The sequence below is a fragment of the Reticulibacter mediterranei genome, from assembly GCF_016587455.1.
This window is the reverse complement of the sequence record NZ_BNJK01000002.1, coordinates 376,660-401,771: the sequence shown is the minus strand read 5'-3', so window position 1 is coordinate 401,771 and position 25,112 is coordinate 376,660. Positions and strand designations below refer to the sequence as shown.

Sequence of the window (25,112 nt, the reverse complement as noted above, 5' to 3'; positions counted from 1 at the left end):
AGGGTAGTTGCCGGCGGGAAGGGTGCTGAAACTGGAGATCAATGGAGGAAATTAGAGCAGGTGGGCATCAAGTGCGTAGCGTATAGCGGCGAAACGTGAAGAGAGACCCAGTTTGCTGTAGATGGAGCGCAGATGGGCGTGAACCGTGCGGGGGCTGATGACCAGCGCCTCTGCGATCTGTGCATCTGTGTGTCCCCGCGCAACCAGGCGCAGGACCTCGATTTCGCGCTCTGTCAGGTGAGACGGCCCAGCTTCTTTACGCAGTGACGTTGGTAATTGAGAAGCAACAGGTTCGTGCAAGGCCTGCGCAGCGAGGAAGCGTGCGGGAGACATCCTCTGACCTTCTTCCCAGGCAGCAGTGAAGGCTTGCGGACCGAGCTGCTGGCGTACGGCTGCCACAACAGGCTCATTGTTCGCGCCTGTCGGTTGCAGGTGATCAACGGGAAGCGAGAAATGCTGTGAAGTTTTCCTCTGGCTCCATACCTGGCTCGCTCCCCACAGGCGCGTGGCCCATTGGAGCTTGTGTTGCCGTACCGCGAGCTGGCCCCATGAACGCAGAACGGAGGCAATGCCTTCGGTCTCATTCAGGCGCTCGAATAGTTCCAGGCTCTTACGATAGCAGGCGTGTGCCACTTCATACTTCTCCTGCTGCCTCGCCGCCTCTGCCAGACGCAGAGAGACCCAGGCGAAATGGCGTTGTGTGCCCAGAGCGTGATAGGAGCGACGTGCTTCCTCAAGCCAGGGCTGTGCCAGTTCTGCGTTTCCCTGCTCCAGCTCAAGCTGACCGAGCAAATCAAGGGCACGCGCCTGGTGGAAGGCTTCCTTTGTCTCCCTGCACAGTGCCAGGCTTTCTTCAAAAAGTGAGCGAGCATCTGTCGTCTCGCCCTGCGCAAAACGGAGCCGCCCCATGCTCCGGAGCGCACGCGCCAGATTCTTTTTCTGCTTCGTAGTGCGACAGAGGGCGACGCTCTGCTCCAGGCACGTCTGTGCCTCCGTAAGCTTCCCCTGATCAAGGGCAATATTCCCGGCGGTTATTCGTGCAAGGGCCAGCACCACGGGATCATCTTTGGTGAGCCGAGAGCACAGTGCCAACAAGGATTGGGCTTGCTTCTCGTCCTGGTGGACGACCCAGGCCAGATAGCCGAGCCAATAAGAGGCTACTGCGCTTCCCCGAGCATCCTCGGCATCGCCAAAACAACGCAAGCTTTCCTGATAGAAGCGCTCCGCTTGCTCACCGTCATCCTGGACGAGGGCAAGCCATGCAGCTGCTTGCAGCGCCCTGGCTTTTATCTCTGGGGAAACCTCGACCTTCAGGTCAAGTGTGCGTTCGACCCAGTCGCGTTCCTGACTACTAGACCAGCGATACCAGCGTACCGTCCAGAACCGGGCGATAGCACCAGCCAGGCGCAGCGCCATTTCCGCGTTGTGCTCTTGCTCTGCGTACTCTACCAGCCATTGCAGCGTCATACGCAGATTCTCGCGCTCCCATTCCAGGCGCTCAAACCAGTTCTCCTGTTCACTCCCAGACGAGGCTGCTGCTGCCTCGGCAAGCTGGACAAAATAGCGGGCTTGAGCGGCTCTGACCATCTCTGCTTCCTGACAAACAACCAGCTGTTCCCAGCCGAATTCGCGTATCGTCTCCAACATGACAAAGCGCGGCTCATCGTGCTCCTGCTCTCGTCTCACCAGCAGATGCTTGTCTAATAAGGAAGTAGCGGCGTCCTCTAGTGTAGCCGTTTCGCTCTCAGGCCAGGCGGAAATCGCTGCGAGTATCGGCAGTGTACATCCGCCGACGAAGGCCGAGAGCCATCGATAGGTGCGCTGTTCAAGAGGGGTGAGCAAGTCATAGCTCCATTGTAGCGTCGCACGAATGGTCTGCTGCCGTGCGGGAAGATCGCGTGGGCCATTTGTCAAAAGGGTCAGGCGACGGGTCAGGCGCTGGTGCAGTGCATGAAGCGAGAGGACGCCCAGGCGCGCAGCAGCCAATTCAAGAGCTAGAGGCAACCCGTCCAGGCGCTGACAGATGGCTACCACAAGCGGCGCATTCTCGGCAGTCATTTGAAAGGAAGGGAGCGTTGCCTGGGCACGCTCGACGAACAGCGCAATGGCCCCATACTGCGCCAGAGCTTCGGGGCTAACGGGCATCTGTGGACCAGGGAGCGCAAGTGGTTGAAGTTCCAACTCGTGTTCTCCCCGCACATGCAACCGCTCACGGCTTGTTACAACGACCTTGAGCGCGGGGCACGAGGTCAGCAATTCGACCAGGAGTGGGGAGGCGCCGATAACCTGCTCGAAGTTATCCAGTACCAGTAACAGGTGCCTCGTGCGGAGAGAGATGATCAACTCCTCCAAAGGAGGATGGGCACTCTTCTGCTGGAAGGAAAAAGCCTCAAGCAAAGTAGGGAGGACAAAGGAAGCGTCTTGAACAGGTGCCAGGTTGAACAGGTAAGCACCATCAGGAAAGTCGTGCTGTACCTGAGCCGCGATGGCGAGCGCTACACGAGTTTTCCCGACGCCGCCGGTCCCTGTAATCGTGAGCAGACGAACCTGCGTGTTATGCAGCAGGCGCTCACCCTCCTCTACCTCCTGTGCCCTGCCGAGAAGGTGAGTCAAGGGAAGCGGTAAGCCGGGTAGCGAAGCTCCATCCAACTTCCCAGAGGGAGAAGGCAGGGGAAAGAGCTGTTCTGTAGTTTTGTTCTGATGGTTTTCCACGAGGAGAAGTATCTCTCTTAATCCCGAAAGGGTCTCCTCTAACGAGCAATCTCTCACAAGTGACACGGCGAGGAGGCCATGTGAATGTTCCAGGAGAGGTTTTTGTTTTTCTCCCATCCTCATCATACCATATTAGTCAGGGTTCTCACAAAGCGCCATTCGGAGTCGTTCTCACTCCTATGTTCTTTGGCGGGTTCGTGGAGAGGAAAAAGGTCACTGTCACCTGTTTCTCATAGGCTAAATTCGCCTGCATCTTGCGTTCTAAAAAGGGAAACTGTATTCTTTTACAGAGCGAGAAGGAGTTGGTATGTCATCACAGCCTCAATCCGCCCCAGCATTCAAACCTTGCCCCGAATGCGGGGGCAGACGGATTGCCGTCGAGGACCATATGACCAGTAGTCATGGTGCCTCTTATATCTATCTCACACCGATAAGACGCACTCCAAGCTCCTGGACCCTTTGGAAATCCAGAAAGTCCGAAACACTGACGCTCACCTGTCTGCAATGTGGCTATACTGCCTGGTATGCTTTGGAACCGCTCAACCTGCTTCCTGATGAGCAGTAGGTTATTGAGTTCAATGGAGGCACAATGTCAACCTATCAATCACGCACTGTTGTTCCACCATTAGTGCAGGCGGCGCTCGATCTGGCGCGGATTCAGGGGTTCGAGCGCTCGTGTCTCCCAGAGGTGGGACGGCTGTTGAGCATTCTCGCCTCTCATGTGCAAGATGGGATTGTGGGCGAGATCGGCACCGGGACCGGCGTTGGTGCTGCCTGGATGCTCTCACATATTGCTCCAACGACACGCTTTGTGACTGTCGAGGCCGACGAGCAGCGGGCGCTGGCTGTTCAACACCTTTTGCGCGATCTGCCCAATACTCAGGTCATTCATGACGATTGGCGCGCAATCCTCTCCTATGGCCCCTTCGATCTGCTCTTTGTCGATACTGGCGCGGCCAAAGCTCCTCCTGACCAGCAGATCGATATGACAGCAACAGAGATGATCCTTGCTGCTCTACGCCCTGGCGGAATTGTGGTGCTGGACGATCTCACGCCGGAAGCGGATTGGCCCCCGCACTTACACAACCAGCCCGATCCCGTGCGCGAGTTCTGGCTCAACGATACTCGCGTGCAGGCAACCGAAGTGTTGACAACCCCGCACACGGCGGCAATCCTGGCAACTCGGATTGGCTAGCACGCTCCCTGCAAAATTGGTCGCCCTGATTGTCCCAAAAGCGATGGCTCAACCCTCTTTCTTTATGATGATCCCCATCACATACATACAGCATTCATGATTGAGAAAATACTATAATGAGAAAGATCGATAACATGAACAGTCTCGTTGATCCCGTCGGTCAGGGGGACGCATTGAAATACCAGTTTTGCGGGAGCGTGCAGCATGGAATCCTTTGAAACTTATCGTCCCTATCTCTTCGCCATCGCCTACCGCATGCTGGGGAGCGCGATGGATGCCGAGGACATGGTGCAGGAGACCTATATCCGCTTCTCGGCCACGCCTCCGGAGACCATTCACTCGCCCAAAGCGTTCCTCACCACCATCATTACGCGCTTATGCATGGATCAGTTGCAATTGGCGCGCAGGAAGCGAGAAACGTATGTCGGTCCCTGGCTGCCAGAGCCGATCCTCACCACTGAGACCGCCGAAGTTGCCGATCCAGAGCAGCGGGTCGAGACGGAGGAGTCGATCTCGCTGGCTTTCCTGATCTTGCTTGAAGAACTCCAACCATTCGAGCGAGCAGTGTTTCTGTTGCGCGAAGTCTTCGAGTACGAGTTCGCCGAAATGGCCTCTATGCTCAACAAGAGCGAGGCCGCCTGTCGCCGCTCGTTCAGCCGCGCGAAACAGCATTTACGCGAACATCGACCACGCTTCCCGGCTTCGCGTCAGACACATCGACAATTGCTCAGCCGCTACCAGCAGGCGGTGCAAACGGGCGAAATGAACCCTCTGATGAGCCTGCTTGCCGAAGATGTGACGCTCTGGGCCGATGGTGGCGGGAAGATCAAAACAGCAGCTCTTCGTCCCATTGTCGGACGCGATAAGGTGGCTCGCTTCAGCCTGGGAACGCGGCGCTTTATGCCTGCCGGTCATCGCATAGAGATGGCCGAAGTGAACGGTCAACCCGCCCTGATCGTCTATGATGGCAATCAGGTGTTCTCCGTCCTGACCATCGAAGTGGAGGATGAACAGATCCGCTCCATTCAGATCATCGCCAACCCGGAGAAGCTGGCGCGGCTCTAAACAAGCAACGATAGAGATTACAGAGGTTTCGCGCGATGCCGCGCGAAACCTCCCACCCGTAGCGACAAGGGGGGCATGGGGCCTTGGCGGGGGCCTTGCGCTTGTCGCCGTTGGGGTTACGCGGGAACCGGGAAGCAAACAAACGATGTGGCGAGGGCGACAAGCGCAAGGCCCTCACATCCCCAACACCACCACCCCTTGTCGCTACGATTGACCCAACATCCTCTGTGGCTCCTTCTTGCCCTTTTCTTCCAACTCTTGTCATCCCGTAAAGCGGACAACATACCGCCAATGTCAATTATCGGCAACCGCCTCCAGATGGAGGGTGATCTTGACCTCTTCGCCGACCATGACGCCGCCTGTTTCCAGCGCGTAGTTCCAGGCCAGGCCAAAATCCTTGCGATTGATGGTCGCAATGGCTGTGAGGCCCGCGCGCTGATCTCCGAAGGGATTGTGCTGTTTGGCGATTTGACCTCCATATTCGGCGTCGAACGTGATCTCTTTTGTGACGCCGTGCAGCGTCAAGTCGCCCAGGACGAGATAGTGCTGGTCGCCATTCGGTGTTACCTGTTTGCTCTTAAAGGTGAGGCGCGGGAACTGCTCGGCATCGAAAAAGTCTGGTGAGCGCAGGTGGGCGTCGCGTTTCTCATCGCGAGTGTCGATGCTGGCCGTTTCTGCTTCGGCCTCTACCCACGAGTTCTCAGGGTGTGCTTCGTCGATTTCGAGCGTGGCGCTGAAACTGTTGAAGCTGCCAGTAACTCGACTGAACATCATGTGTTTAACGGAAAATGTCACTTCAGAGTGAGAGGTGTCCAGATGCCAGACCATAGTTGTGTGTACCTTTCTCAATGGGTATTTGTGCTTCGGTGACGTAGAGACCATCCTTGCCCTGTGCGAAATACACCTCGCGGCTCGGCTGCGTAAGCGAGATGGTATAACCATTTTGCTCCATCCAGCGGCCAATATCGAGGAGCGCTGAACAGACGCCTCGTGGCTGGCACTGGTGCATGACGCTTGCCACCAGCGGGACGGCGGGCAGCGTGCGGATGGTCAGAAACTCATCGCCCTCTATTCGCTCAGAAAGAGGGCAGGCCACCTCAACATCAAACGTTTCATCCTGGTCGTCCCGGCACTGGCCTGTGTCCTGCCACAACACTATATGTGGCAACATCTCCGGTTCGGGCAGCCTGGCGCGGAGCAGGGAACGATCCAGTTCTTCAAAGAAGAGAGGCAGACAGGAAGAGGAGAGGTTCGCGCGAGTCGGCAATGCGGCCACCAGTTGCGCTTTGACGCCTTTCAGGACAACATCGTGTCCCACCAGTTCATCGTTCTCGCGCTCGATCAGGCGCAAGCGGGCCTCGATACGAGCCAGACGGGTATATTCTTGCTCGATCAACGCCTGTGTTTCGGCCTGCTTGAGCCGCAGCATGCCGCGAACTTCCTCGGGCGGAATCTGCTCGTCAAGCGCCTGAAGGATCTGCTCCAGCGTCAGGCCCAGATCCTTGAAGGCAAGAATACGATTGAGCCGAAAAAGCTGCTCGCTTGTGTAGTAGCGATACCCATTGAGCGGGTCTGTATGCGCAGGCTTGAGCAGGCCGATGTGGTCGTAGTAGCGCAAGGTTTTCATAGAAACCTGGCTGAGCCTGGAAAATTCGCTAATCTTGAACACTCTCTTCTCCTATGTATGAGTTTGTCTCTTCGTCATTATCATACACTTTCCCCTAGAGGGGAAAGTCAAGAGGGAGATGGCGAATTATTATCAGTGCCGTTTAGAAAGTGTCTGATTGCCAAGAAGCACATCTTACGGGTCTGGCACACGAAGGGCCGCTCGCTCTGACTCATTACTGGTGGTCTGACTGATCCCCCGCCCAATTCCACCGTGGGACTTCATGCAGCGGATAGAGGTCTTCGTCGCGCTCCGCATGCGAGTTCTGCATTGCCACGCGTGAGCCAAACTCGATATGTTGGCGAACCGCCTCCCGGAAAGGCTCGTCATCTGGCATGTCGGCCGTATCAAGGGCCGCCAAGTACAATTCGACGAAGCGCTGCCGCTGGGCTTCGGTAATCTTGAGATGACGGTGGACGGCGATCAGATGGTCAAAGCCGAGTTCTTTGCTAAAGCGGTCAGGACCTCCAAAGGATTCGGCGGTAAAGGCAGTTAAATGGTCAACATGCTGGGGTTGTCCTGCACCGAAGAGCGGTTGGAGCAAGGGGTCCTTGAGCACACTGGCGTAGAAGGTTTCCTCCAGCCGGTGGAGCGCTTCAAGGCCCCCGGCGTGTTCGAAGAGGGTTGTCATTGTCGATCCTCCTTGATAGTTACCTTCCTCTAGTATATCTCATTATCAGAATAATTGTACAGCTTCCACCCGTTTGATTTTGGGATAATTGGTGCATCCAGAGGAGTTCATGGATGCATCAATTATGAAGTTTAACGAATAAATCTAGCAACGCACCATGTATTCATTATGCTACCAGCGATCACGATGCACAACTTCTGCAAGCGGTTTGCGTTTGGCCGGCTTGAAGTCGGTGCCGATGGTGTAGGCAACGGGAATCAGCGCAATCTGCATGATCTGGTCGTAGGGGATACCGAGGATCTCCGCCGCCTCGCGTTCATAGACGAGATGGCTTCCGGTCAGCACTGTTCCCAGACCGCGCGAACGGGCCGCAAGCATAAAGCTCCAGGTTGCCGGAATGATGCTACCCCACAAGCCCGCTTGCTCAATTATTGATAGATTTTCAGCACGTCCCTCGACGCAGGGGATAACGTAGACTGGCACCTCATGCAGATGATCGACGAGGTAAAACGCTGAAGATGCCATCCGCTGCAATTTTGCTAATGTCTGCTCATCCGGGGCATTGGCTAGCAGATTCTTCGCCCTTTCGCGCATCTGAGAGGCAGCTTTACGATGAAGTTCCGCCAAGGCCGCACGCTTTGCTGGATCGGTGACAACGAGAAAGTGCCAGTTTTGCGCATCGCCAGGCGTCGGAGCCTGCAACGCCAGGGTCAGGCACTCGTCGATAATCTCCGGTTCTACGGGTCGCGTCAGGTCCAGACGTTTACGCACCGAACGTGTGGTGTTCAGAACTTCATCAAATGATAGATTGAGGATAGACATAGTGAAAATCCTTTCTGCTCTGTAGGTGTTGTTGGTAGCAGTGTACAGCGCAGACGTGAACCTGTCGTACCTCGAAAGTGTTATTAAAAGTATTATTTGAGGAGGTATGTGTCTGTTTAGATCGGTGTGGATTGTACCTGAGTTTGGCGCTACAAGTCCTTCTCTGCACGCCAATACCTACCACGGAGGTTCGCCCCTTAGCGCAATAAGATAACCACCACTGACAACAAAACACATGAAAGGGATAATGAATGCGAAGGAGGGAATGTCCAAATGGAGCAACCAGTGGCAAAGAAAGAGGACAAGTTCTGAGAGGATGGCAAGGACGACAAAAATGGAACAAACCAGCATTCTTCTATTATTGAAGATATTTTTCATACCTTTGCCTTTCTGAAGCCATACAGCCACTCCGTTTCTATCAAGATAGACGTAGATCTTTTTGCTTTTTTGCATACATAAACTCCCTGAAATGGCGCAAAACTCACCTCTGTTTGCATTTGCACGGCTTGCCGCAAGTTTCCTTCAATCTGTATTAGATCAGGCCGAGTTCGCGTCCGCGAGCCACCGCGCCCGTACGATTGGTCACGCCCAGCCTGTTGAAGATATGTTTGACATGCAGCTTGACAGTATGCAGGCTGATAACCAGTTGATGCGCAATTTGCTGATTTGATGCGCCATCGGCAAGCAAATGTAATACCTCTAACTCACGTGCAGTCAGCGTAGTTGTTCTGTCTGCCTGCTCTTCTCGTTGTAGTGTCGGTGGCATCTCGACAGGGGCACGAAGCGCGTCGAGCAGCTTTTGCAGATAGGCGGAAGAGGCTGCTGTATAGGGTGCGATCTGTGTCAGCAGGTGTCGCATGGGCTGGCCCTCGTCGGCAAGCAGGCGCGCATAACCCTCAGTTTCGGCAAGCTCCAGATGCGACCCCAACGTGTTGAGCGCCTGCCTGATCTTGCCCTGAGCCTGAAGGACGAGCGCGGAGAGAATCTGTATTTCGAGCAACCAGCCGTTGTAATCGGCGCAGACCTCACGCAAACGATCGAGCAGGGTTTGCGCCTGAATGAGCGACGGGGCGTGGCTACGTCCACGAGCCAGCAGGAGGCGTGCCAGCGTCACGTAATCGAAATAGTTCCAGCTTGAGAGCGGCGGTTTGAGCGGATCGTCAAAGTGTATCTCGCGCGTCTCTTCCCAGGTGCATGTCGTCAAATCGAGCCGACCAGCCAGCAGCGCCAGACGTGCAGGGATGCCGTAAGCGGGGATGGCACCCTGGATCATGGGCATCTGCTCCGGGTCTGGCCAGCTTGTCAGAGCGCGCTGTGCTTGTTCGAGAAGCGTGCTGACCCGTTCGTCCTCACTTCGTGCCAGCGCGATGCGTCCCAGCACCCAGAGATTGAGCATAGCGAAGAGCGGGATCGGGAGACGCAAGCTCTGACCGGCCTCCATCGCCTGTTGTGCCATCGTTTCGGCCTCTTCTAACCTGTTCCATTCGTAGAGCAGTGCTGCCCGGCGGGTTTGTAGCAGCCCATGCAGCAGAGGCGATTGGTTGTTTTGCTGACCAAGAACCTGGAACATGTCGCGGAAGAGCCGCCCGGTTTTGCGTAACTGGCCTTGCATTTCGTACAGTTCTGCCAGTTTGCCAGCTGCGAATAGATTGAGGGAGCGGAAACGTCCGGTTTCGCGCGTTGCATCGAGGAGAAGCCGCTCGGCGGCTGGCAGGTCTCCACTGGCATAATAAGCGGTGCTGAGCGTCACCTTCAGGCGTACGGCAACCATCGTGTCCAGAGGGCGCGCAGGACTGGGCAGCGAGCGCAACGTCTCCTGAGCCAGGGAGATAGTGCGTGCAATGTCGTTACGAGCCAGCGCCAGCCACGCCTGAGACAGTTCCAACTCTCGTTGCAGATCGGCCCAGTCCGTTGCGTCGTCCTCGCCGTGCTCCTCAATCTGTTCTTGCATAAATGCGATAGTCTCCTCTGGACTGCTGGTGTAACAGCAAGTTGTCCAGGTCGAGGCCACGCATAATTCTGGTGAAGAGGCAATCACCTCCGGCGAGAGTTGCGCGAGCCATTTATTCAATGAGTGGAATTTCCCCTCAGTAATCGAGCCTGGCAACAACTGTTTGAGCAGGCGGACGGCGTGGATCTGATCGCCGCCCAGCAGCGCATAATCGCACGCCTCCTCGATCCAGCCCCGTTGTTCATACCAGCTCGCAGCTCGTTGATAGAGCGTTGGGAGCAGTTCCGGCTCCTGGTTGAGCAGGTGGGCACGCAGACTTTCGGCAAAGAGTGGATGGTAACGATACCACGTCCCGCTTTCATCCAGCGTCCACACAAAGAGATTGGCTTGCACCAACGCCGCCAGTCGCGCATGACCGTCTGCCTGTCCCGTCACAGCATCGCACAGTGGACCCGTGAGGCGTTCGAGAATGGATGTATGCAACAGGAAACGCAGCATATCGGGTGATTGTTGCGACAGGATTTCTTCGCGCACATAATCGAGAAAGAAGTGATGATCGCCACGAAATGCATGCAGAAAGGGGAGGGGATCGTTATGTCCGCGGAGGGCCAGGGTGAGCAGTTGGATGCCAGCAATCCAGCCCTCGGTGCGCTGTTCAAGCAGATTGGTCACCTCTTGCGGGAGCGAGAAGCCCATCGCGTGAGTGAACGCTTCCACTTCGTCAGCAACGAAGCGGAGTTCTTGCGCTCGTATCTCGCTCAATTGATTGTACGCACGCAGGCGGGCCAGTGGCAACGGAGGATCAACACGTGTGCCGATGATGAGATGCAGGCGTGGGGGCAGATGGTCGAGCAGGAAGTGCAGCGCAGCATGGATCGCGTCGGAGGTGATAAGGTGATAATCGTCCAGGATCAGCGCGACATCCACATGCAGCAAGCTATCGATGTCGTTGAGAAGAGCCGTGAGCGCCTGTTCATAGTTCTGGGGATACTGCTCCATCCGCACGGTGCCGCCAATGTGCTGATCCAGGCGGGCCAACGCCGCCAGCAGATAGGAGAGAAAGCGCATAGGATCGTTTTCTGTCGTCTCAAGCGAGAGCCAGGCTACTGGTAGAGTAGTTGCGTTACTCCATTCCGCTAGCAGCGTCGTTTTGCCAGAGCCAGCCGGAGCCGAAACCAGCGTTAATGCTCGTTGCGCGCTCTGTTCGAGCAGAGCAAGCAGGCGTAAGCGAGGAATATGTTGTATGGGAAGGCGTGGCACCCGTAATCGGCTGGTCAAGATGAAGGTTGTGGTGTCCTGTAATTGCATTGTCAATTATCCATTCTCGCTAAGCGGAAGCAGCCCTGAAATCTTCCGGGGTGAGGCCGAATATGGCAGGGGCGATGGCTGGTCCTCGCCCCCCTGCCATATTCGATTATACCCGGAGAATTTGGGCGGATACACCACATCCCCGAACCCTAGTATAGCAGTTGGAGGGTGGATGCTTCAAGCAATAAACACAGGAAATAGGAAGAGGAATGCCCGCTTTTGATGGTACACTGATCGTGGAAAAGCGAACATGCGTTTTATTATGCAGCGAAGAGAAAAGGAGGGAGAAGTATATGAGCGCTATAGTAGAGCATATCAACCCGGACGATATGCACAAAAATAGAGCATTTACGCAGGTGATTGCCGTGAGTGGTCCTGTGAAAACCATCTATGTTGGTGGTCAGGATGCGGTGGACGCGGCGGGAAACGTTGTCGGAAAGGGCGACGTGCAGCAGCAGGCGGTGCAGGCTCTCGAAAATGTGCAGAAGGCTCTGGCCGCTGCTGGAGCCGGATTAGAGCATGTTGTCAGGTGGAATGTTTATCTCGTGCAAGGGCAACCGCTAGCACCGGGATTTGCAGCATTCCAGCGCGTCTGGGGGCAGCGTCCCAACCCGCCAACCATCACGATGATGTATGTGGCAGGACTGGCGCACCCGGACTTCCTGGTGGAGATAGATGCGATTGCCGTGCTGCCCATAGCAGGCTAGAGCGAGGTCGGGATCATGGATGGCAGCGATGATCCCGACGATATATTAATAAGTAAAGCAAGCAGTCAGTATGGCTCTTCTTCGTGATCTATCTGTTGCACCAGGCGTCGTTGGAAGCGTTCGAGCAGGCGAGCATTTTCCTGATACACTTTGCGTGGCTCAGGGGCAAATGCGACCTGGCGCTGATAGGTCGTGACCGCTGCACCGAGGGCGATGACCTCGTTGAAGGTTGCCAGAACAGTGAAGGTTGATGCTGGCACATCCTGCTTTTTACCCATGCAGGCGCTCCTGCCACGCGGACGGGCAGTTATACGACAATTTGGGATGAGTGGGAGCGGGAGCCTTGCGAGGTATTGGGAGACGACGAGACCGGTGCAGATCGGTTGGATTAGGGGAAGAAGGCGTTTCCGAACGTTTCGATACCCCTTGCTGACGCTGCAATAGAGTATTCACACGCATAGTTCCTGATTTCCTTTCCTTTACCACTTATTTAATGCTATTCGCCACGACATACCCCCGATCTTACTTACTCTCAGTATAGCCAGAGCCACAAACGAAAGCAGGTCACAATAGAGGTCCAGATTATAAAAACCGAGAGAGCAAGTAAGCGAGAGATGAAGAAGGTTCGGGAGGTTGGTTATGAGGCGCGAACAGAGTCCTCCGTTGCGTTGCACAACCAACTAACCATTCTCCGTTCATCACCTATATTTTAACATGATTTATGGTAAAGTCAAAATATTTCACTTTTTAGTACTATTATCTCTCTTTCCCTTTATGATAGAATGACAACGTTATCAGTAATAGCTCTTATGTTGCTATGAGAACCTGCTTTAAAACTGATTTTACCTCTATTTATTATTGAGAAAGGGCAACTTTCTAGCGTGAAAACATCTATGGATGTATGAATAATGCAAAAACACAGCTAAAAACGGTTGAAAAAAAGCGCTGCATTGGCTATACTTTCCTTATCAGCTTATCTAAGATACATAAAGCTATTCTGTTCTCAATTTCAGACGGCATATGTTTATAAGCATAGCATATGAAATTATAAGGATAACAGGCCTGGAGGTGGTAGATGGCTGATAGGTGAGGGATATCTACAGGGGGAAAATAGGGGGGAAGCGAAGCGTTAAAACCTGTATAAATGTTAGTTGGAAGAAGATGAGGTGAATAATGGCACAACACAGAACGACCAATCGGTCAAATGTCTGGCCGGTTGTTTTTCCTGAAGAAAAGCTTATTGTTAAACGTCCTTGCTTACGATACATTTGTCAGGGCAGCACGCAACTGGGAGAACTGCTCAGCTATTTCCTCTATGAAGCAGGGCGTGAGGCGAGAGAGCAAAATATTGATCCCCTGACTATCCACACCATCACTATTTGTCGCATTTATGATGAAATACTTGTCACTATCGATAATAGTGTTTCAAAAAGAGTTCTGGGCGATATGATCCATAAGTTAGAACGTTTAGGCTTTCTTCAGACATTCCCGCACAAGTGTTATTACAGCATTTTTGTTGAAAACATTCGGTGTGCACTGGCCCATTACGCGCAAAGGCATACACGCAGACTAATGTTTTCGCGAACCTCTTTGCCAAATAGCATCGTCTGTTTACCTACAACTAACGATGTCGTTCTTACCTCCACGGTTGCGGATGTGCATCTTGAAAGTGCAGATGTGCATCCTGAAAGTGTCGGACCGTCACTCTTCGATATAGCCACTGCACCCACTTCACAAGCTGCTTCAATGGGTAGTAAGGATGACGCTAGAGATAAAAGAGATAAAAAAGAGGGTAATAGAGAAATAGGTGGCGAGGCTGACGCCATCGCCACACCTTCCTCTTCTCTTTCTTCTCCATTTCCTATAGTTCAGGAACCATCCTCTCCACAAAAAGGAATACAGGAGGGGGCAACGCCAGGGGAAATGGCCGCGAAATTGCAAAACGAGCAAAATATTGTAGAAGATATAAATAATATAAAAATTGTGGATGGCGGGCCAGAGAAGCCGGATTGTACGCAGCCTGTGACGGTTGAAGCTTTGCAGGCGCTTGCCGACTACTATCGTGGCTACCAGTTGCCGCATAACAAGAAGCCCAACTCTCAGTATCGCATGGCTCTGGAGGCGGCGATAACCCTTGTGGGTCGCAAGAAGACGCTCGCCGAGGTTGATGCAGTCTTCTCATACATGAAAGGGGTCAATCAGGCGTTTTGCGATGACTGGTGGCCGATGCAGACCGTTGATCTGTGGCATGTGGCGCGTCATTTTGATAGCATGATGCGGAAAATCGTGCATCGGCGTGCATATGCAACTGTTGCCAGCGCTATCTCGCAGATCGAACAGAGCCGCGCAACGGTTGCACTGATGGAGATGTCCCTGGAAGAGCGCAGGGCTTATCTGTCGCAAATCAGGGAGAAAATGCAGCAGGGTATACAGTAAACTATAAACGAAGGGTGGAAAGAAGATGACGCAACGACGTTCTGGAAGTGGATGGACAAAGCTGGCTGATCGATCATGGATCAAGGTTCCGGCCACACCTCCGCCTGACGAACTGTATTGGGAGTGCGAGACGTGCGGCCGCATCGAGCCATACGCGAATCCGCTGGGCCACTGGCAGCGCCGCTCCTGTGCCTGTCAGCGTCGGACGAAACAGGAGCATGAGGAGGCCGAGCGCAGGGCGGCCTGGCTCCACGAGCAGCGCACCTATGCCTATGGCGGCTGGTTGGGCAAGCGGTGGGTGAGTCAGGAGGTCGTTGGGTATCTCAATACTTTGCGCTTCGATAATTATGATGCCACGCGCTTCCCCCAGGCTTTCAAAAAGGCGCAGGAGTTCGCGCTCGTGCCGCACGGCAACCTCATCATTTACGGCTGGTATGGCGTTGGCAAGACGCATCTGGAGGCGGCCATCGCCAACTATTTGCGCGAAATGCAGCCGCCGATCATCTGCCTGTTTGCGTCTGCCCCGCAATTCTTCATGGCCTACGAAGAGGCGCGCTTCAGCGAGGGAATCGCCAATCATCATACGCTGTTGCGCCGGGCCACAACTGCTGACATCCTGATTCTGGATGACGTAGATAAATACAAGCATACGGAGACGCGCGAGGATCTCTATTACACCATCATCGACGAGCGCTACCTGTCCGCGAAGCCGACCATTCTGTCAATGAACAATCTCGGAGCTTTGCCTCGCTATATTGGTGAGGCCGCCTGCTCTCGCCTCTCGCGTGGCCTGGCTACGATCAAAATGGTTGGTGGCACCGATTATCGACAGGAACAGGCATAAAGGCAGATTCGTAGTAGAGCGATAATTGGTGCATCTGGTAATTGAAGAGGAAAAATGGTGAGGAACAGAATATGTTGGGTTTTCCGTAGCGACAAGGGGTTGTTGGGGGTCTTGGCGGGGGCCCTGCGCTTGTCGCCCTCGCCATATCGTTTCTCTGTTTCCCGGTTTTCGCGTGACCCAACGGCGACAAGCGCAAGGCCCCCACAACCTTTCCACGCCGCCCTTTGTCGCTACGGATGGGGAGCCACATAAGAGGAGCTTACCCCACACGATAAATCGCTCTACTGCGAAGTGGCACTTGCCAGCAGGAAATGCCGTTCTATAATAGAGAGGAGAGAGAGACCCCCCAGAAAGAGGAGCATGCTATGCAACAACCAGAACAGATTGCTCTGGAAGATTATCAAGCACTGGCAGAATTTCGCTATCAATTACGTCGCTTTATCCATTTTAGCGAGCGCAAGGCACGGTTGGTCGGCCTGGAGCCGCAGCAGCATCAACTTTTGCTGACGGTGAAAGGCTTGCCGGTGGGACGAAAGGCGACGATTGGCGAGATCGCCGAGCGGTTGCAGATCCAGCATCACAGTGCGGTCGAACTGGTTGATCGCCTGGCCGAGCACCATCTGGTTGAGCGCAAGCGCGACGAGGAGGATCATCGCCGCGTCCTCGTCTGTCTAACAAATCAAGGCGAAGAACTGCTTCAGCGCCTCTCTAGCACGATGCTGGCCGAATTGTATACAACTGCTCCGGCTCTGGTCGAGGCGCTCAGCGTCCTGCTTCATTCACGCCCCTCTTGATAAAATGCTGCTGCCCCTGTAACCCGATTGCTCATAAAACGTAACTTAGACGAAAGTAAGTCAACGAGCAAGAGAGAAAGGAGTTTCTATGACGCAGATTGATGCAACGCCGCAATTGCAGGGTTTCGATGATTTTATCAATGCCACCATTGAGGAGTGGCAACTTCCGGGGCTGGCGATTGCGATTGTCAAAGATGGCAAGGTCGTCTTCTCGCAAGGCTTTGGCAAGCGCAACATGGCACAAAGCCTGGATGTGACGCCCAACACGCTATTTCCCATTGCTTCCTGCACCAAAGCTTTTACCGCAACCGCGCTGGGCCTGCTGGTGGACGAGGGCAAACTGGAATGGGATACTCCTGTGAGAAACTACCTGCCGGCCTTCAAATTGCATGATCCCGTCGCCAGCGAGCGTATGACCCCGCGCGACCTGTTGACACACCGCTCTGGCCTGCCACGACACGATAGAGCCTGGTATAATTCGCCCCTCTCGCGCCAGGAAATATTTGACCGCTTACAATATCTGGAGCCGAGCCAGGATTTCCGCAACCTGTGGCAATATCAAAACCTCATGTATATGACCGCTGGCTATTTGCTGGAAAAGGTCAGCGGCCAGACCTGGGAAGAGTTTGTGCAGCAGCGCATCTTCGCGCCCCTGGGCATGACCGCGAGCAACTTTTCGATTGCCGACACGAAAAGCCGCGCTGATTTTTCGCTGCCCTATGACGATGTGAACGACGAGGTGCAGGAGATCGATTTCTACGAGCGGCAACAGGCTGTTGGTCCGGCAGGTAGTATCATCTCTAGTGTAGAGGATATGAGCAAGTGGCTGTTGTTCCAGCTCAACAAGGGCAAAGTTGGCGAACAACAGATCATCGCGGAGAGCCAACTCGCGCAGATTCACACGCCGCAGATGGTCATTCCAGGGCCGCGCCGCTACACCGAACTCTCTCCCGCCAGTTACGCGCTAGGCTGGATGGTTATGACCTATCGTGGACACCTGCTGGTGCAGCACGGCGGCGGCATCGATGGCTTCAGTTTGCTCACCACCTTCTTGCCCGACGACAACATCGGCATCGTCATCTTGAGCAACAAGGACGGCTGCCCGGCCCACACGGTCGTTACCTACAATGCCTGTGATCGCCTGCTTGGTATGGATGAGATCGGATGGAACGAGCGGATAGGGAAAGAATATCGGGAAGTGATGGATGCGCTGAAGAAGGGCATAGAGCCGAATTACGATGATAGAGTGCCTGACACGCAGCCATCCCACGATCTGGACGCCTATACCGGCGAATTCGAGCATCCCGGCTATGGAACTATCGTGGTTCGGCGCGAGGGCGAGCAGTTGTGGCTTACGCTTAACAAGCTTGATGCTCCACTGACGCATTTCCACTACGACATCTTCCTGGCGGTGGTCAGGCGCTTTTTCTTCAGCTCAAAGGTCCACTTTTTCATCGGACCAAAGGGAGAGATCGAGAGCCTGTCGATAGCGCTCGAACCGGCGGTGAAGGAGATCACATTCAAGCGAGCTGCCAACAAAGAGATGCAAGAGAAGAGCTTTTTGGAGCAATTTGTGGGCAATTATGAAGTGCTGGGCCTGACCTGTACTGTCGCTCTGAGAGGGGAGAAGACGCTCTACCTGACCGTGCCGGGTCAACCCGACTACGAACTACTCCCCTATCAAGGCACCGCCTTCCAGATCAAGGGCCATGCGGGCTTCAGCATCGAATTCAAGCAGAATGAGCAGGGAACCGTCACTGACGCAGTACTGACGCAGCCACAGGGGACGATGACGGCGAAGAGGAAAGTGGAGGAGTAGAGATTGGTAGCAGGCAAAGGAAATATGCGGAATGGCTTTTCAAGACGAGCAAACGGTGCAAACCTCCCTTGCCTGCTCTCCCATTATAGAGAATATTTGCAGAAATTTCAACTTCTAGAGTACTATTTATTTATGAAAATATCTTCATAAAAAGCAGCTCCATCAAATGAAGCTGCTGGCTGTGCGATTTAAGGCGCAGGTTATTCAGAAAGTTCCTGTTCCCCTTTACTTTCTTCTCAATAGTGAAATTCCAACAGATTTATATATTTATAATCTGAGAAAATAAAACTGACATTAACCAACATTAGTAAGAAGATCTTGACAAAAAAGGTGTTCATCCTTTATTCTTTGCATAAGTAAGTGTGAAGTTGGGCGATACTGCCATTGCTAGTGCCATCAGTGACCAGTTCCCCAATGACGCTGCGATTTTTGCTTGCTCCTGACAATGCTGTCTTTCCTTGACTTCCAGACCGTATGCCTGTGTACTCGCTAGTTATTCGTTCGTATGGCTAAAGTATAGGCGTAGACTGGCTTTTTACGACTGGAAAGTTGTTAGAGGAAGAACGACCTTTCTCTCCTGGTCAAGCCGTGTGGAAAGCCAGGTCTTTCCCTGATAGCATCTTTCACGCAGGATTTCACCCTGCAAGCCCTTTGTCGAAAGGGTCCGAAAAATATGAATATGTAAGGGAAAATCGTTCTATGTTAAGGAAAAGCAGTTCTAGGGAGAGTGTGTCCAGATCTCAACCGCCGATTGAACGTGCGGCACGGCAAACAGGAGCATCAGGCCCCATAACAGACCTTTATCGCCCTCAATCATCAATTGAACGTGCGGCACGTCCAGCAGGAGCATCAGGCCCCATAACAGACCTTTATCGCCCCTCCAGTTCTCGATCGGGTAGTATTGAACTTGCATCACGTTCAACGGGAGCTGCAGACATCACAACAGGCCCTCATCGTTCATCGATGGAACTTGCATCAATCTCGACAGGAGCACCTGTCACCACACTAGACCTTTATCGTCCCTCCAGTCCTCGATCATTGGAGAGGCCTGCATCACAGCCTACCGGATCAGAAAGTCAGCAACTAGACCTCTCCTCACCATCAGGTGATGTAGTCCAGAACACCGCACCAGAAAGCCCGCAACCGAGCCTTGTCGTAGTGTCCGATAGAGTACCACCTGTCCACGAATCCATCCCGAACGACGATAGCCGAAAACTTCTCGAACGGTTAAACATTATTTCAAGAGGTGCAGAAGATGGATATTACTCAATAAATTTAGAACGGGTGCAAGGGATAAAGAATAAATTACAACAGATAGAGGAACTAAAAAAGGATATTGAAGAGGCGAGTCGAAGTCTTGTGGCTGATTCCCATTTGAGCTTGGGAAGCAGGCTGTGGAATCCGGCGCGTTATAGAATACGCAGGCAAAAAGACTTATGGGAATCTGGTTTGCAAATTGCGAAACTGGATAGTAAGATCTCATCTCTTAAGGAGCTGGCCGAGACGCAAGAGATGTTTCTACGTAAGGCGTGGACTGACGGGCATAGGGTGTTGATCGAGGGGCATAAGATGGCGGTCAGGTTTAATGACTGGCTAGCAGGGATGCTGGTCAACCCTGGAGCTAAGGTCGCTCTTGCTTTGGGTATAGCAGCAGTAGGTTCTATCCCCTCTTCAGTGATTGCCGATCGAGTTCTCGCGTCAGCCGTCATCTCAAATATCATTGCTACAGGATTTGAGACTTTTCTTTTTGACAAAGTCTCTTTTCCGTTGAACGTCATTACTAATGGTGTGCAGTGGACAGGTTGGAATACTGGCTCTTACGAGGTACAAGAGGCTATAGAAAAAATGCATAGCAGCCACGGCAATGAGACAATCGGCCAGGGTCACAATTTTACAACCGATGCATTCGCACGTATTCTGACGGACCAATTTGGCAATCTTATGGTTGGCGACAGTACCTTTGATAGACTTCTTGCCGGCCGCCTTGATGAGCTAACTGAATTTGGCCCAATAACCATTAATTGACCTGTAACGTTTAGTTGATGTGGAAAATCATAGCAAGCTCATCAAGGAAATCAGCCTATTGGTCTATTAAGCGGTGGTATCTCTATTTGCGGAGTGGGAAAAGCGCTCGTAACCGCTCGTCGCGCAGGTAGAGACCACCCCAGATGAACAGGCCGACATAGACCGGGAAGAGGATGTTGCTAAACAGCGGGGCACCGATGCGCAGGTTGGTGGTGACCGCTCCACCGAGGTAGGCGGTCAGCAGAACCGCACCGAGCAGCGAGGTAGACGGAACCAGATAGAGCAGCAAGCAAATGAGTTGGATAATGCCGATAGTCAGCGCCGCGTTTGCGGGATAACCCAGCTGGGTCATTGCCTCCGCGACGGGAGCGATTTGCATAACGTGCGTGACGCCATCAAACAATAAGAACAGCGCGGCAAGGGCGGTCAGAATGCGTCCGGTCCAGAGCATGGGTCTGGTTGTCGCAGTGGTTTTGATGGTTGATTGCATGGGTAAATCTCTCCTCAACAGTATCTTGTTCTCAATTATATCTTGTTTATTCGGGACTATAAAAGCGTTACCGATTTCCGCCCTCCCTCACGGGAGGGCTGTTTGGATGCTAGGCCAGTTGCCAGGAGCGGCGGCCATATGCAACCAGCAAGCAGAGCAGGCCAACCACCAGCGGGAAGAGCGCGGAGACGACATCCATCGTCGCGGCAGTGATGATCGTTGCGCCAATCATGATGAGGATCAGGCCACAGGCGGCAAGTGGCGTCAGAACGCGGCGAATGCGGAAGAGGCCAGGTAGCAGCAGGCCGAGCGCCCCGGCAACCTCAGCCACGCCGATAAACTGGACGAACCAACCGGGCAGCGGCACCGCCATCTGTGCCATCATTACATCAATGGGAGTGATCAATTTCATGCTACCTGCAAATAGAAAGACCAGGGCAAGTAATACTTGAATCGTCCACAGACCAGCGCTCTTGAACATTGCTTTGCGACCTGTCTTTGCGTTTCCGTTTTCTAATCGAATGCTGAGTGTATTCTTCATTTTGATGCTCCTTTTTGATTTTCTTATGACTTGCAATTCGCAAGTGACTACACTATACTATTCTTATGTGGTGGAAAAAAGCGGAAACGAAATGAGGCCGATTTTTAAATAATGCCAAAATTCATATGACAATGGAGCAACAATCCATCTTATAAAGGAAGCGCAGCATGAAGCATACACAACACAGGCGCTCAGATTGCCCGATCAACTTTGCGTTGGAGACATTTGGCGATACGTGGTCGCTTTTGATTATTCGTGATATTGTGTACTTTGGGAAGCAGACCTATGGAGAGTTTCTGGCGTCCGAGGAGGGAATCGCGACCAATATTCTCGCCAATCGGCTGGCGCGCCTGGAGCAGCAGGGCATTCTCACGAAGTTGCCCCACCCTACAGATGTGCGCAAAGAGCGTTATGTCTTGACGGAAAAAGGTCTCGACCTCATTCCGGTCCTGGTGGAGATTGCGAACTGGAGCGCTGAACACGATCCACAGACAGGCGCGCCCCCGGCCTGGATCGCTTTGATGAAGGCCGAGCGTGAGAAGATGATTCAACTCATTCGTGAAACCGTACGCAACGGCGGTGCTGTGTTTGCTGGCCCGAACAGCTTGATTAGCCAGTTGATGTAACTAGCTCTCCTCCCATGTGGGGATGAGGTCCAGCACCTCATTAGCGGAGTTGAAATCTTTATCGGGAAGAATGGCCTCAAGCTCGCTTATCAGACCGGCTTCGAGGCCATTTTGTCTGAAAAGCTCGATTAAATCCCCTTTGCTCACGGGATAGTGAAGTGTTCGCAATAGTTGGTTGAGATGCTTTTGATCAACATTCATCGTCATCTCCATTCGTTTACGCTCTTGATGAGTTCGCGTGGATACATTTAGATATCCAAGAACTTCCTCCTTATTGTATTGTACTCGGCTATACAAGCTTAGCCATGCACCTCACGGCTATCAACTGGTGCCTGTTCGCGCTGGAACATCCCGTAATCTCTGATGACGCCAGCAATTCTGAGGTGATAATCGCGAAAAATTCCTGCTCGCCCCTGCGCCTGTGCAATGCGATGCTCGCCAAGTTGCCTCCATGCGGCGACCGCTTGCTCATCGCGCCAGAAGGAGAGCGAGAGGATTTTGCCAGGTTCGGATAGGCTTTCAAAGCGTTCTATTGAGATGAAGCCATCGATGCTATCGAGCAGGGGCCGCAGATGGGCCGCAATATCAAGGTACTCCTGCTTGCGTCCATCGGCGGGCCAGACTTCAAAGATAACGGCAATCATGATATTTCCTCCTGTTCTGATCTCAAAAGGGTGATACAAGAACAGTATAGGGGCTGTTTTGTCATAAGTCCAATCGAAGGACTGTAACTCCATGTCGCCTCTGATTTTGTCGAACGGATCTGGTGTACCACCATGGTGAGGGCGCTCACATGTTTCTCTCTATTGCTTTGAGACTTTCCCGCTTCAGAGGTTTCGCCTCCGGTCCGCCGACCGAGCGGGCGTGCTGGGAACGTCACCGGCACTCCAGGCTTTTGGCCTTCCTCCTGCACGGCTGACTACAGGATCTCTCTTGCTTCTTCATACCCAAGGGATTCGGCTTGTTGAAAGGCGTGGTGTGCCTCGGCCTGTCTGCCGAGGTGTTGAAGCACACGCCCTCGGTGATAGTGGGCGCGTGCGTGGGTCGGATCAAGGGCCAGGGCCTGGTCAAAGTCGGCCAAGGCCTGTTGGTAGCCCTGGAGCGTCGCGTACGCCGCGCCTCGGTTGTGGTAGATGTGGGCATTGCTGGGATCAAGGGCCAGAGCCTGGTCAAAGTCGGCGATAGCCTGCTGGTATCCATGGAGGGCGGCGTACGCGTTGCCTCGGTTGTAGTAAGCGTCGGCAGAGCTGGGATCGAGGCGGAGGGTTTGGTCAAAGTCGGCGATAGCCTGCTGGTACTCGTTGAGGGCTATATACGCGCAACCTCGGTTGTAGTAGGCGTGGGCATTGCCGGGATCGAGGCGGAGGGCCTGGTCAAAGTCGGCGATAGCCTGCTGGTAGTCTTTGAGATCAATATAGGCGGCCCCGCGGTTGTAGTGGGTGGCGGGAGAGTCGGGAGCAAGGCGGAGGGCCTGGTCAAAGTCGGCGATAGCCTGCTGGTAGTCTTTGAGATCAGCATAGGCGGCCCCGCGGTTGTGGTAGGCCCGGACATAGCTGGGATCGAGACGAAGAGCCTGCTCATAGGCGGCAATAGCTTGCTGGTACTCGTGGAAGGCGGCGTGAACATTGCCTTCCTGCACCCATTGTTCTTTGGTCTGCGGCTGTGGTGATTCCATGTATCTATTCCTTTCCAGGGAGAACCACTCAATGATCTCAAGAGCGCTCGCCCGCTGGAGCAAGGTGGACTCCTGCAAGGAGACGCTCTCCCCTGGCAAAAAACGTTTCAAACAGAGGGTCGCCGGGTTGGCGGCACGTTTCATGCTTGCTCCATCCACCAAAGAGCGGGTCGAATCTCTGTGAAGCCATTATAATTCATGAGGTTGGGTTGATCAATCCAGGGCACGCTGGAGACAGGGCTTTCCAGTTCTCCGCTCAAAGGGGTGCAGGGTTTCCCTGCCGGGGTCTGGGGTGTCCCCAGTTTCCTTCCCTCCTTCGCGCGCCGCCTGCGGCGGCGCGCAAAAGAGAAGAAAAAAGGTTTTTGCGGGGACACCCCGCACCCCGGCAGAGGGCTGCCGCCCTCTGCACTCCCGCTAGATGGGAGAATTGGAAAGCCCTGACGCTGGAGACAGGGCTTTCCAGTTCTCCGCTCAAAGGGGTGCAGGGTCTCCCTGCCGGGGTCTGGGGTGTCCCCAGTTTCCTTCCCTCCTTCGCGCGCCGCCTGCGACGGCGCGCAAAAGAGAAGAAAAAAGGTTTTTTGCGGGGACACCCTGCACCCCGGCAAAGGGCTGCCGCCCTCTGCACTCCCGCTAGATGGGAGAATTGGAAAGCCCTGACGCTGGAGACTGTTGGGGAAAGGACGATCAGTACTTCTGGACAGCGTCAAATAGACGAGCTACAATGCCACGCCAGATTATGAGAGAGAACCTGTTTTCGAAAATCGTCTGGAGCGCGCTTCTCAAGCTAATCCTGGGCAAGTTTATGATACAAAAGCGCCAGCTCCTTATCTGAGAAATGACAGGAATTCCTGTTCGCTCAAACGATGGACGATCAACATCACTCAAAAGAGCGATGTCTTTTCAACTATGACTGACGTACACTAGCAGAGAAATGGTGTTCATCGTCACACGAGCAAAGGGGGGAGCGGATGAAAGCAGTCGCCGTTTTTAAAGCGGTTCTTTCTCTGGAAGGAGGTGCTATGATCCATCAGCTATCCATAGTAGCAGCCCGTGTACTCACCCCACCTGGCCAGATGTTGGTTGCGCTCGATGTGCTGACGATACTACGGGATGCGCTCAATACGCTGGGCTATCCAGCTGTTGCCCTCTTTGTCATGATCCAGTGTTCTGGTATCCCCTTCCCCGGTGGGACCATGCTGCTGCTCGCCTCTTTCTATGCCGCTACCACCAACCGTCTCCAGATATCCATTATCATTGCCTGTGCCTCATTAGGTGCCATTGTTGGGGACAACATCGGCTATCATATCGGGCGCACAGGCGGCAAGGCTGTCATCGAGCGCTACGGTCGCTATATCTTTCTGAAGCCTGAGCATCTGGAGCGGGCTGAACGCTTTTTCGCGAAGCATGGGAACAAAGCCGTCTTCTTCGGTCGCTTTATTGCAGTACTGCGCACCTGGACCGCTTTCCTGGCGGGTGTCAACCACATGAACTGGCGTATCTTCTTCATCTACAACGTTGTTAGCGGCATCCTGTGGGCCACCATCTATGGACTCCTGGGCTACTACGCTGGTCGTGTTTTCTACAACAATTTTTCTATGGTTGAGCACCTGGTAAAAACGGTCTCTTGGTCGCTCGCGGGCGTGATCGCGTTTGTAGTGGCAATCATCATTGCCGTCATCTACATCCGCCGTAAAAGAGCAAAGAGACGAAAGTCATGAGAGCACCCCGCCGGCCCAACAGGGCTACCCGAATATGGGAGGGGCAACATAGGCGACGGTTCGCCCTCCCATATTCGGCTTTCCTCG

26 protein-coding genes are annotated in these 25,112 nt (G+C 53.7%); 12 read left to right on the top strand and 14 right to left on the bottom strand.

Annotation, left to right across the window (positions count from 1 at the left end; translation table 11 throughout):
• Positions 1-51: 51 nt before the first annotated feature.
• Complete coding sequence (locus tag K3T83_RS40015) at positions 52-2,712, bottom strand: tetratricopeptide repeat protein (protein WP_220208738.1); 2,661 nt, start codon at positions 2,710-2,712, stop codon at positions 52-54.
• A 307-nt stretch (positions 2,713-3,019) separates the two neighbouring features.
• Between K3T83_RS40015 and K3T83_RS40010 the strand changes: the two genes are divergently transcribed.
• The 3 genes from K3T83_RS40010 (at position 3,020) to K3T83_RS40000 (ending at position 4,972) form a co-directional block, all read left to right on the top strand.
• The gene (locus tag K3T83_RS40010; protein ID WP_220208737.1) at positions 3,020-3,277 is read left to right on the top strand and encodes a hypothetical protein; all 258 of its coding nucleotides are present in this window, start codon (positions 3,020-3,022) and stop codon (positions 3,275-3,277) included.
• Positions 3,278-3,301: 24 nt separating this feature from the next.
• Positions 3,302-3,907 carry an O-methyltransferase gene (locus K3T83_RS40005; protein WP_220208736.1) on the top strand — a complete coding sequence of 202 codons (606 nt, stop codon included), beginning with the start codon at positions 3,302-3,304 and terminating at the stop codon, positions 3,905-3,907.
• 204 nt (positions 3,908-4,111) lie between these two features.
• Positions 4,112-4,972 (top strand): RNA polymerase sigma-70 factor, encoded by an 861-nt coding sequence (locus K3T83_RS40000; protein WP_220208735.1) that lies wholly within the window; start codon positions 4,112-4,114, stop codon positions 4,970-4,972.
• Between the two features lie 294 nt (positions 4,973-5,266).
• Here K3T83_RS40000 and K3T83_RS39995 read toward each other — a convergent pair whose 3' ends face one another.
• From K3T83_RS39995 to K3T83_RS39975, 5 genes are all read right to left on the bottom strand, one after another.
• Positions 5,267-5,800, bottom strand: coding sequence for a YceI family protein (locus K3T83_RS39995; RefSeq protein WP_220208734.1), 534 nt, complete (start codon positions 5,798-5,800; stop codon positions 5,267-5,269).
• Positions 5,769-6,641 (bottom strand): MerR family transcriptional regulator, encoded by an 873-nt coding sequence (locus tag K3T83_RS39990; RefSeq protein WP_220208733.1) that lies wholly within the window; start codon positions 6,639-6,641, stop codon positions 5,769-5,771. The genes K3T83_RS39995 and K3T83_RS39990 overlap by 32 nt, the downstream gene beginning before the upstream one ends.
• 172 nt (positions 6,642-6,813) lie before the next feature.
• A complete protein-coding gene (locus K3T83_RS39985; protein ID WP_220208732.1) occupies positions 6,814-7,269 on the bottom strand; it encodes a group II truncated hemoglobin in 456 nt (151 codons plus the stop codon).
• A gap of 171 nt (positions 7,270-7,440) precedes the next feature.
• A complete protein-coding gene (locus K3T83_RS39980) occupies positions 7,441-8,091 on the bottom strand; it encodes a nitroreductase family protein (protein ID WP_220208731.1) in 651 nt (216 codons plus the stop codon).
• A gap of 532 nt (positions 8,092-8,623) precedes the next feature.
• Positions 8,624-11,350: a winged helix-turn-helix domain-containing protein gene (locus K3T83_RS39975; protein WP_220208730.1), complete on the bottom strand. Its 2,727-nt coding sequence runs from the start codon at positions 11,348-11,350 to the stop codon at positions 8,624-8,626.
• 293 nt (positions 11,351-11,643) lie between these two features.
• On the opposite strand from K3T83_RS39975, the gene K3T83_RS39970 reads away from it, so the two are divergent.
• Complete coding sequence (locus K3T83_RS39970; RefSeq protein WP_220208729.1) at positions 11,644-12,057, top strand: RidA family protein; 414 nt, start codon at positions 11,644-11,646, stop codon at positions 12,055-12,057.
• Positions 12,058-12,122: 65 nt separating this feature from the next.
• On the opposite strand, the gene K3T83_RS39965 is transcribed toward K3T83_RS39970, so the two are convergent.
• Both K3T83_RS39965 and K3T83_RS39960 read right to left on the bottom strand, forming a co-directional pair.
• A complete protein-coding gene (locus tag K3T83_RS39965) occupies positions 12,123-12,335 on the bottom strand; it encodes a hypothetical protein (RefSeq protein WP_220208728.1) in 213 nt (70 codons plus the stop codon).
• Positions 12,328-12,516 (bottom strand): hypothetical protein, encoded by a 189-nt coding sequence (locus tag K3T83_RS39960; protein ID WP_220208727.1) that lies wholly within the window; start codon positions 12,514-12,516, stop codon positions 12,328-12,330. Before K3T83_RS39960 ends, K3T83_RS39965 begins: the two co-directional genes overlap by 8 nt.
• Positions 12,517-13,230: 714 nt before the next feature.
• Here K3T83_RS39960 and K3T83_RS39955 point away from each other — a divergent pair.
• From K3T83_RS39955 to K3T83_RS39940, 4 genes are all read left to right on the top strand, one after another.
• Positions 13,231-14,493 carry a hypothetical protein gene (locus tag K3T83_RS39955; protein WP_220208726.1) on the top strand — a complete coding sequence of 421 codons (1,263 nt, stop codon included), beginning with the start codon at positions 13,231-13,233 and terminating at the stop codon, positions 14,491-14,493.
• Between the two features lie 25 nt (positions 14,494-14,518).
• Complete coding sequence (locus K3T83_RS39950; RefSeq protein WP_220208725.1) at positions 14,519-15,337, top strand: DnaA ATPase domain-containing protein; 819 nt, start codon at positions 14,519-14,521, stop codon at positions 15,335-15,337.
• A gap of 365 nt (positions 15,338-15,702) precedes the next feature.
• Positions 15,703-16,131 carry a MarR family winged helix-turn-helix transcriptional regulator gene (locus tag K3T83_RS39945; RefSeq protein ID WP_220208724.1) on the top strand — a complete coding sequence of 143 codons (429 nt, stop codon included), beginning with the start codon at positions 15,703-15,705 and terminating at the stop codon, positions 16,129-16,131.
• 88 nt (positions 16,132-16,219) lie between these two features.
• Positions 16,220-17,950: a serine hydrolase gene (locus K3T83_RS39940; protein ID WP_220208723.1), complete on the top strand. Its 1,731-nt coding sequence runs from the start codon at positions 16,220-16,222 to the stop codon at positions 17,948-17,950.
• A 718-nt stretch (positions 17,951-18,668) separates the two neighbouring features.
• Here K3T83_RS39940 and K3T83_RS39935 read toward each other — a convergent pair.
• Positions 18,669-18,866 carry a hypothetical protein gene (locus K3T83_RS39935; RefSeq protein WP_220208722.1) on the bottom strand — a complete coding sequence of 66 codons (198 nt, stop codon included), beginning with the start codon at positions 18,864-18,866 and terminating at the stop codon, positions 18,669-18,671.
• Positions 18,867-19,108: 242 nt separating this feature from the next.
• On the opposite strand from K3T83_RS39935, the gene K3T83_RS39930 reads away from it, so the two are divergent.
• Entirely contained in the window at positions 19,109-19,975 is an 867-nt protein-coding gene (locus K3T83_RS39930; RefSeq protein ID WP_220208721.1) for a hypothetical protein, read from the top strand.
• Positions 19,976-20,057: 82 nt separating this feature from the next.
• Here K3T83_RS39930 and K3T83_RS39925 read toward each other — a convergent pair whose 3' ends face one another.
• Both K3T83_RS39925 and K3T83_RS39920 read right to left on the bottom strand, forming a co-directional pair.
• Positions 20,058-20,465 (bottom strand): DoxX family protein, encoded by a 408-nt coding sequence (locus K3T83_RS39925; RefSeq protein ID WP_220208720.1) that lies wholly within the window; start codon positions 20,463-20,465, stop codon positions 20,058-20,060.
• 109 nt (positions 20,466-20,574) lie between these two features.
• Entirely contained in the window at positions 20,575-21,006 is a 432-nt protein-coding gene (locus K3T83_RS39920) for a DoxX family protein (protein ID WP_220208719.1), read from the bottom strand.
• Between the two features lie 167 nt (positions 21,007-21,173).
• Here K3T83_RS39920 and K3T83_RS39915 point away from each other — a divergent pair, with 167 nt between their 5' ends.
• Positions 21,174-21,632 (top strand): winged helix-turn-helix transcriptional regulator, encoded by a 459-nt coding sequence (locus K3T83_RS39915; RefSeq protein WP_220208718.1) that lies wholly within the window; start codon positions 21,174-21,176, stop codon positions 21,630-21,632.
• Here K3T83_RS39915 and K3T83_RS39910 read toward each other — a convergent pair whose 3' ends face one another.
• From K3T83_RS39910 to K3T83_RS39900, 3 genes are all read right to left on the bottom strand, one after another.
• Positions 21,633-21,833 (bottom strand): DUF2795 domain-containing protein, encoded by a 201-nt coding sequence (locus tag K3T83_RS39910; protein WP_220208717.1) that lies wholly within the window; start codon positions 21,831-21,833, stop codon positions 21,633-21,635.
• 98 nt (positions 21,834-21,931) lie between these two features.
• Positions 21,932-22,276 carry an antibiotic biosynthesis monooxygenase family protein gene (locus tag K3T83_RS39905; protein WP_220208716.1) on the bottom strand — a complete coding sequence of 115 codons (345 nt, stop codon included), beginning with the start codon at positions 22,274-22,276 and terminating at the stop codon, positions 21,932-21,934.
• A gap of 275 nt (positions 22,277-22,551) precedes the next feature.
• Entirely contained in the window at positions 22,552-23,451 is a 900-nt protein-coding gene (locus K3T83_RS39900; RefSeq protein ID WP_220208715.1) for a tetratricopeptide repeat protein, read from the bottom strand.
• Between the two features lie 218 nt (positions 23,452-23,669).
• Between K3T83_RS39900 and K3T83_RS39895 the strand changes: the two genes are divergently transcribed.
• Positions 23,670-24,047 (top strand): hypothetical protein, encoded by a 378-nt coding sequence (locus K3T83_RS39895; protein ID WP_220208714.1) that lies wholly within the window; start codon positions 23,670-23,672, stop codon positions 24,045-24,047.
• A 279-nt stretch (positions 24,048-24,326) separates the two neighbouring features.
• Positions 24,327-25,025, top strand: coding sequence for a DedA family protein (locus K3T83_RS39890; RefSeq protein WP_220208713.1), 699 nt, complete (start codon positions 24,327-24,329; stop codon positions 25,023-25,025).
• Positions 25,026-25,112: the final 87 nt, after the last annotated feature.

Excerpts from the sequence above, each read along its gene's own strand:
- K3T83_RS40010 (WP_220208737.1), top strand. The coding sequence starts at position 3,020 with ATGTCATCACAGCCTCAATCCGCCCCAGCATTCAAACCTTGCCCCGAA.
- K3T83_RS40005 (WP_220208736.1), top strand. The coding sequence starts at position 3,302 with ATGTCAACCTATCAATCACGCACTGTTGTTCCACCATTAGTGCAGGCG.
- K3T83_RS40000 (WP_220208735.1), top strand. The coding sequence starts at position 4,112 with ATGGAATCCTTTGAAACTTATCGTCCCTATCTCTTCGCCATCGCCTAC.
- K3T83_RS39995 (WP_220208734.1), bottom strand. The coding sequence starts at position 5,800 with ATGGTCTGGCATCTGGACACCTCTCACTCTGAAGTGACATTTTCCGTT.
- K3T83_RS39985 (WP_220208732.1), bottom strand. The coding sequence starts at position 7,269 with ATGACAACCCTCTTCGAACACGCCGGGGGCCTTGAAGCGCTCCACCGG.
- K3T83_RS39980 (WP_220208731.1), bottom strand. The coding sequence starts at position 8,091 with ATGTCTATCCTCAATCTATCATTTGATGAAGTTCTGAACACCACACGT.
- K3T83_RS39975 (WP_220208730.1), bottom strand. The coding sequence starts at position 11,350 with ATGCAATTACAGGACACCACAACCTTCATCTTGACCAGCCGATTACGG.
- K3T83_RS39970 (WP_220208729.1), top strand. The coding sequence starts at position 11,644 with ATGAGCGCTATAGTAGAGCATATCAACCCGGACGATATGCACAAAAAT.
- K3T83_RS39965 (WP_220208728.1), bottom strand. The coding sequence starts at position 12,335 with ATGGGTAAAAAGCAGGATGTGCCAGCATCAACCTTCACTGTTCTGGCA.
- K3T83_RS39960 (WP_220208727.1), bottom strand. The coding sequence starts at position 12,516 with ATGCGTGTGAATACTCTATTGCAGCGTCAGCAAGGGGTATCGAAACGT.
- K3T83_RS39955 (WP_220208726.1), top strand. The coding sequence starts at position 13,231 with ATGGCACAACACAGAACGACCAATCGGTCAAATGTCTGGCCGGTTGTT.
- K3T83_RS39950 (WP_220208725.1), top strand. The coding sequence starts at position 14,519 with ATGACGCAACGACGTTCTGGAAGTGGATGGACAAAGCTGGCTGATCGA.
- K3T83_RS39945 (WP_220208724.1), top strand. The coding sequence starts at position 15,703 with ATGCAACAACCAGAACAGATTGCTCTGGAAGATTATCAAGCACTGGCA.
- K3T83_RS39940 (WP_220208723.1), top strand. The coding sequence starts at position 16,220 with ATGACGCAGATTGATGCAACGCCGCAATTGCAGGGTTTCGATGATTTT.
- K3T83_RS39925 (WP_220208720.1), bottom strand. The coding sequence starts at position 20,465 with ATGCAATCAACCATCAAAACCACTGCGACAACCAGACCCATGCTCTGG.
- K3T83_RS39920 (WP_220208719.1), bottom strand. The coding sequence starts at position 21,006 with ATGAAGAATACACTCAGCATTCGATTAGAAAACGGAAACGCAAAGACA.
- K3T83_RS39915 (WP_220208718.1), top strand. The coding sequence starts at position 21,174 with ATGAAGCATACACAACACAGGCGCTCAGATTGCCCGATCAACTTTGCG.
- K3T83_RS39910 (WP_220208717.1), bottom strand. The coding sequence starts at position 21,833 with ATGAATGTTGATCAAAAGCATCTCAACCAACTATTGCGAACACTTCAC.
- K3T83_RS39905 (WP_220208716.1), bottom strand. The coding sequence starts at position 22,276 with ATGATTGCCGTTATCTTTGAAGTCTGGCCCGCCGATGGACGCAAGCAG.
- K3T83_RS39900 (WP_220208715.1), bottom strand. The coding sequence starts at position 23,451 with ATGAAACGTGCCGCCAACCCGGCGACCCTCTGTTTGAAACGTTTTTTG.
- K3T83_RS39890 (WP_220208713.1), top strand. The coding sequence starts at position 24,327 with ATGATCCATCAGCTATCCATAGTAGCAGCCCGTGTACTCACCCCACCT.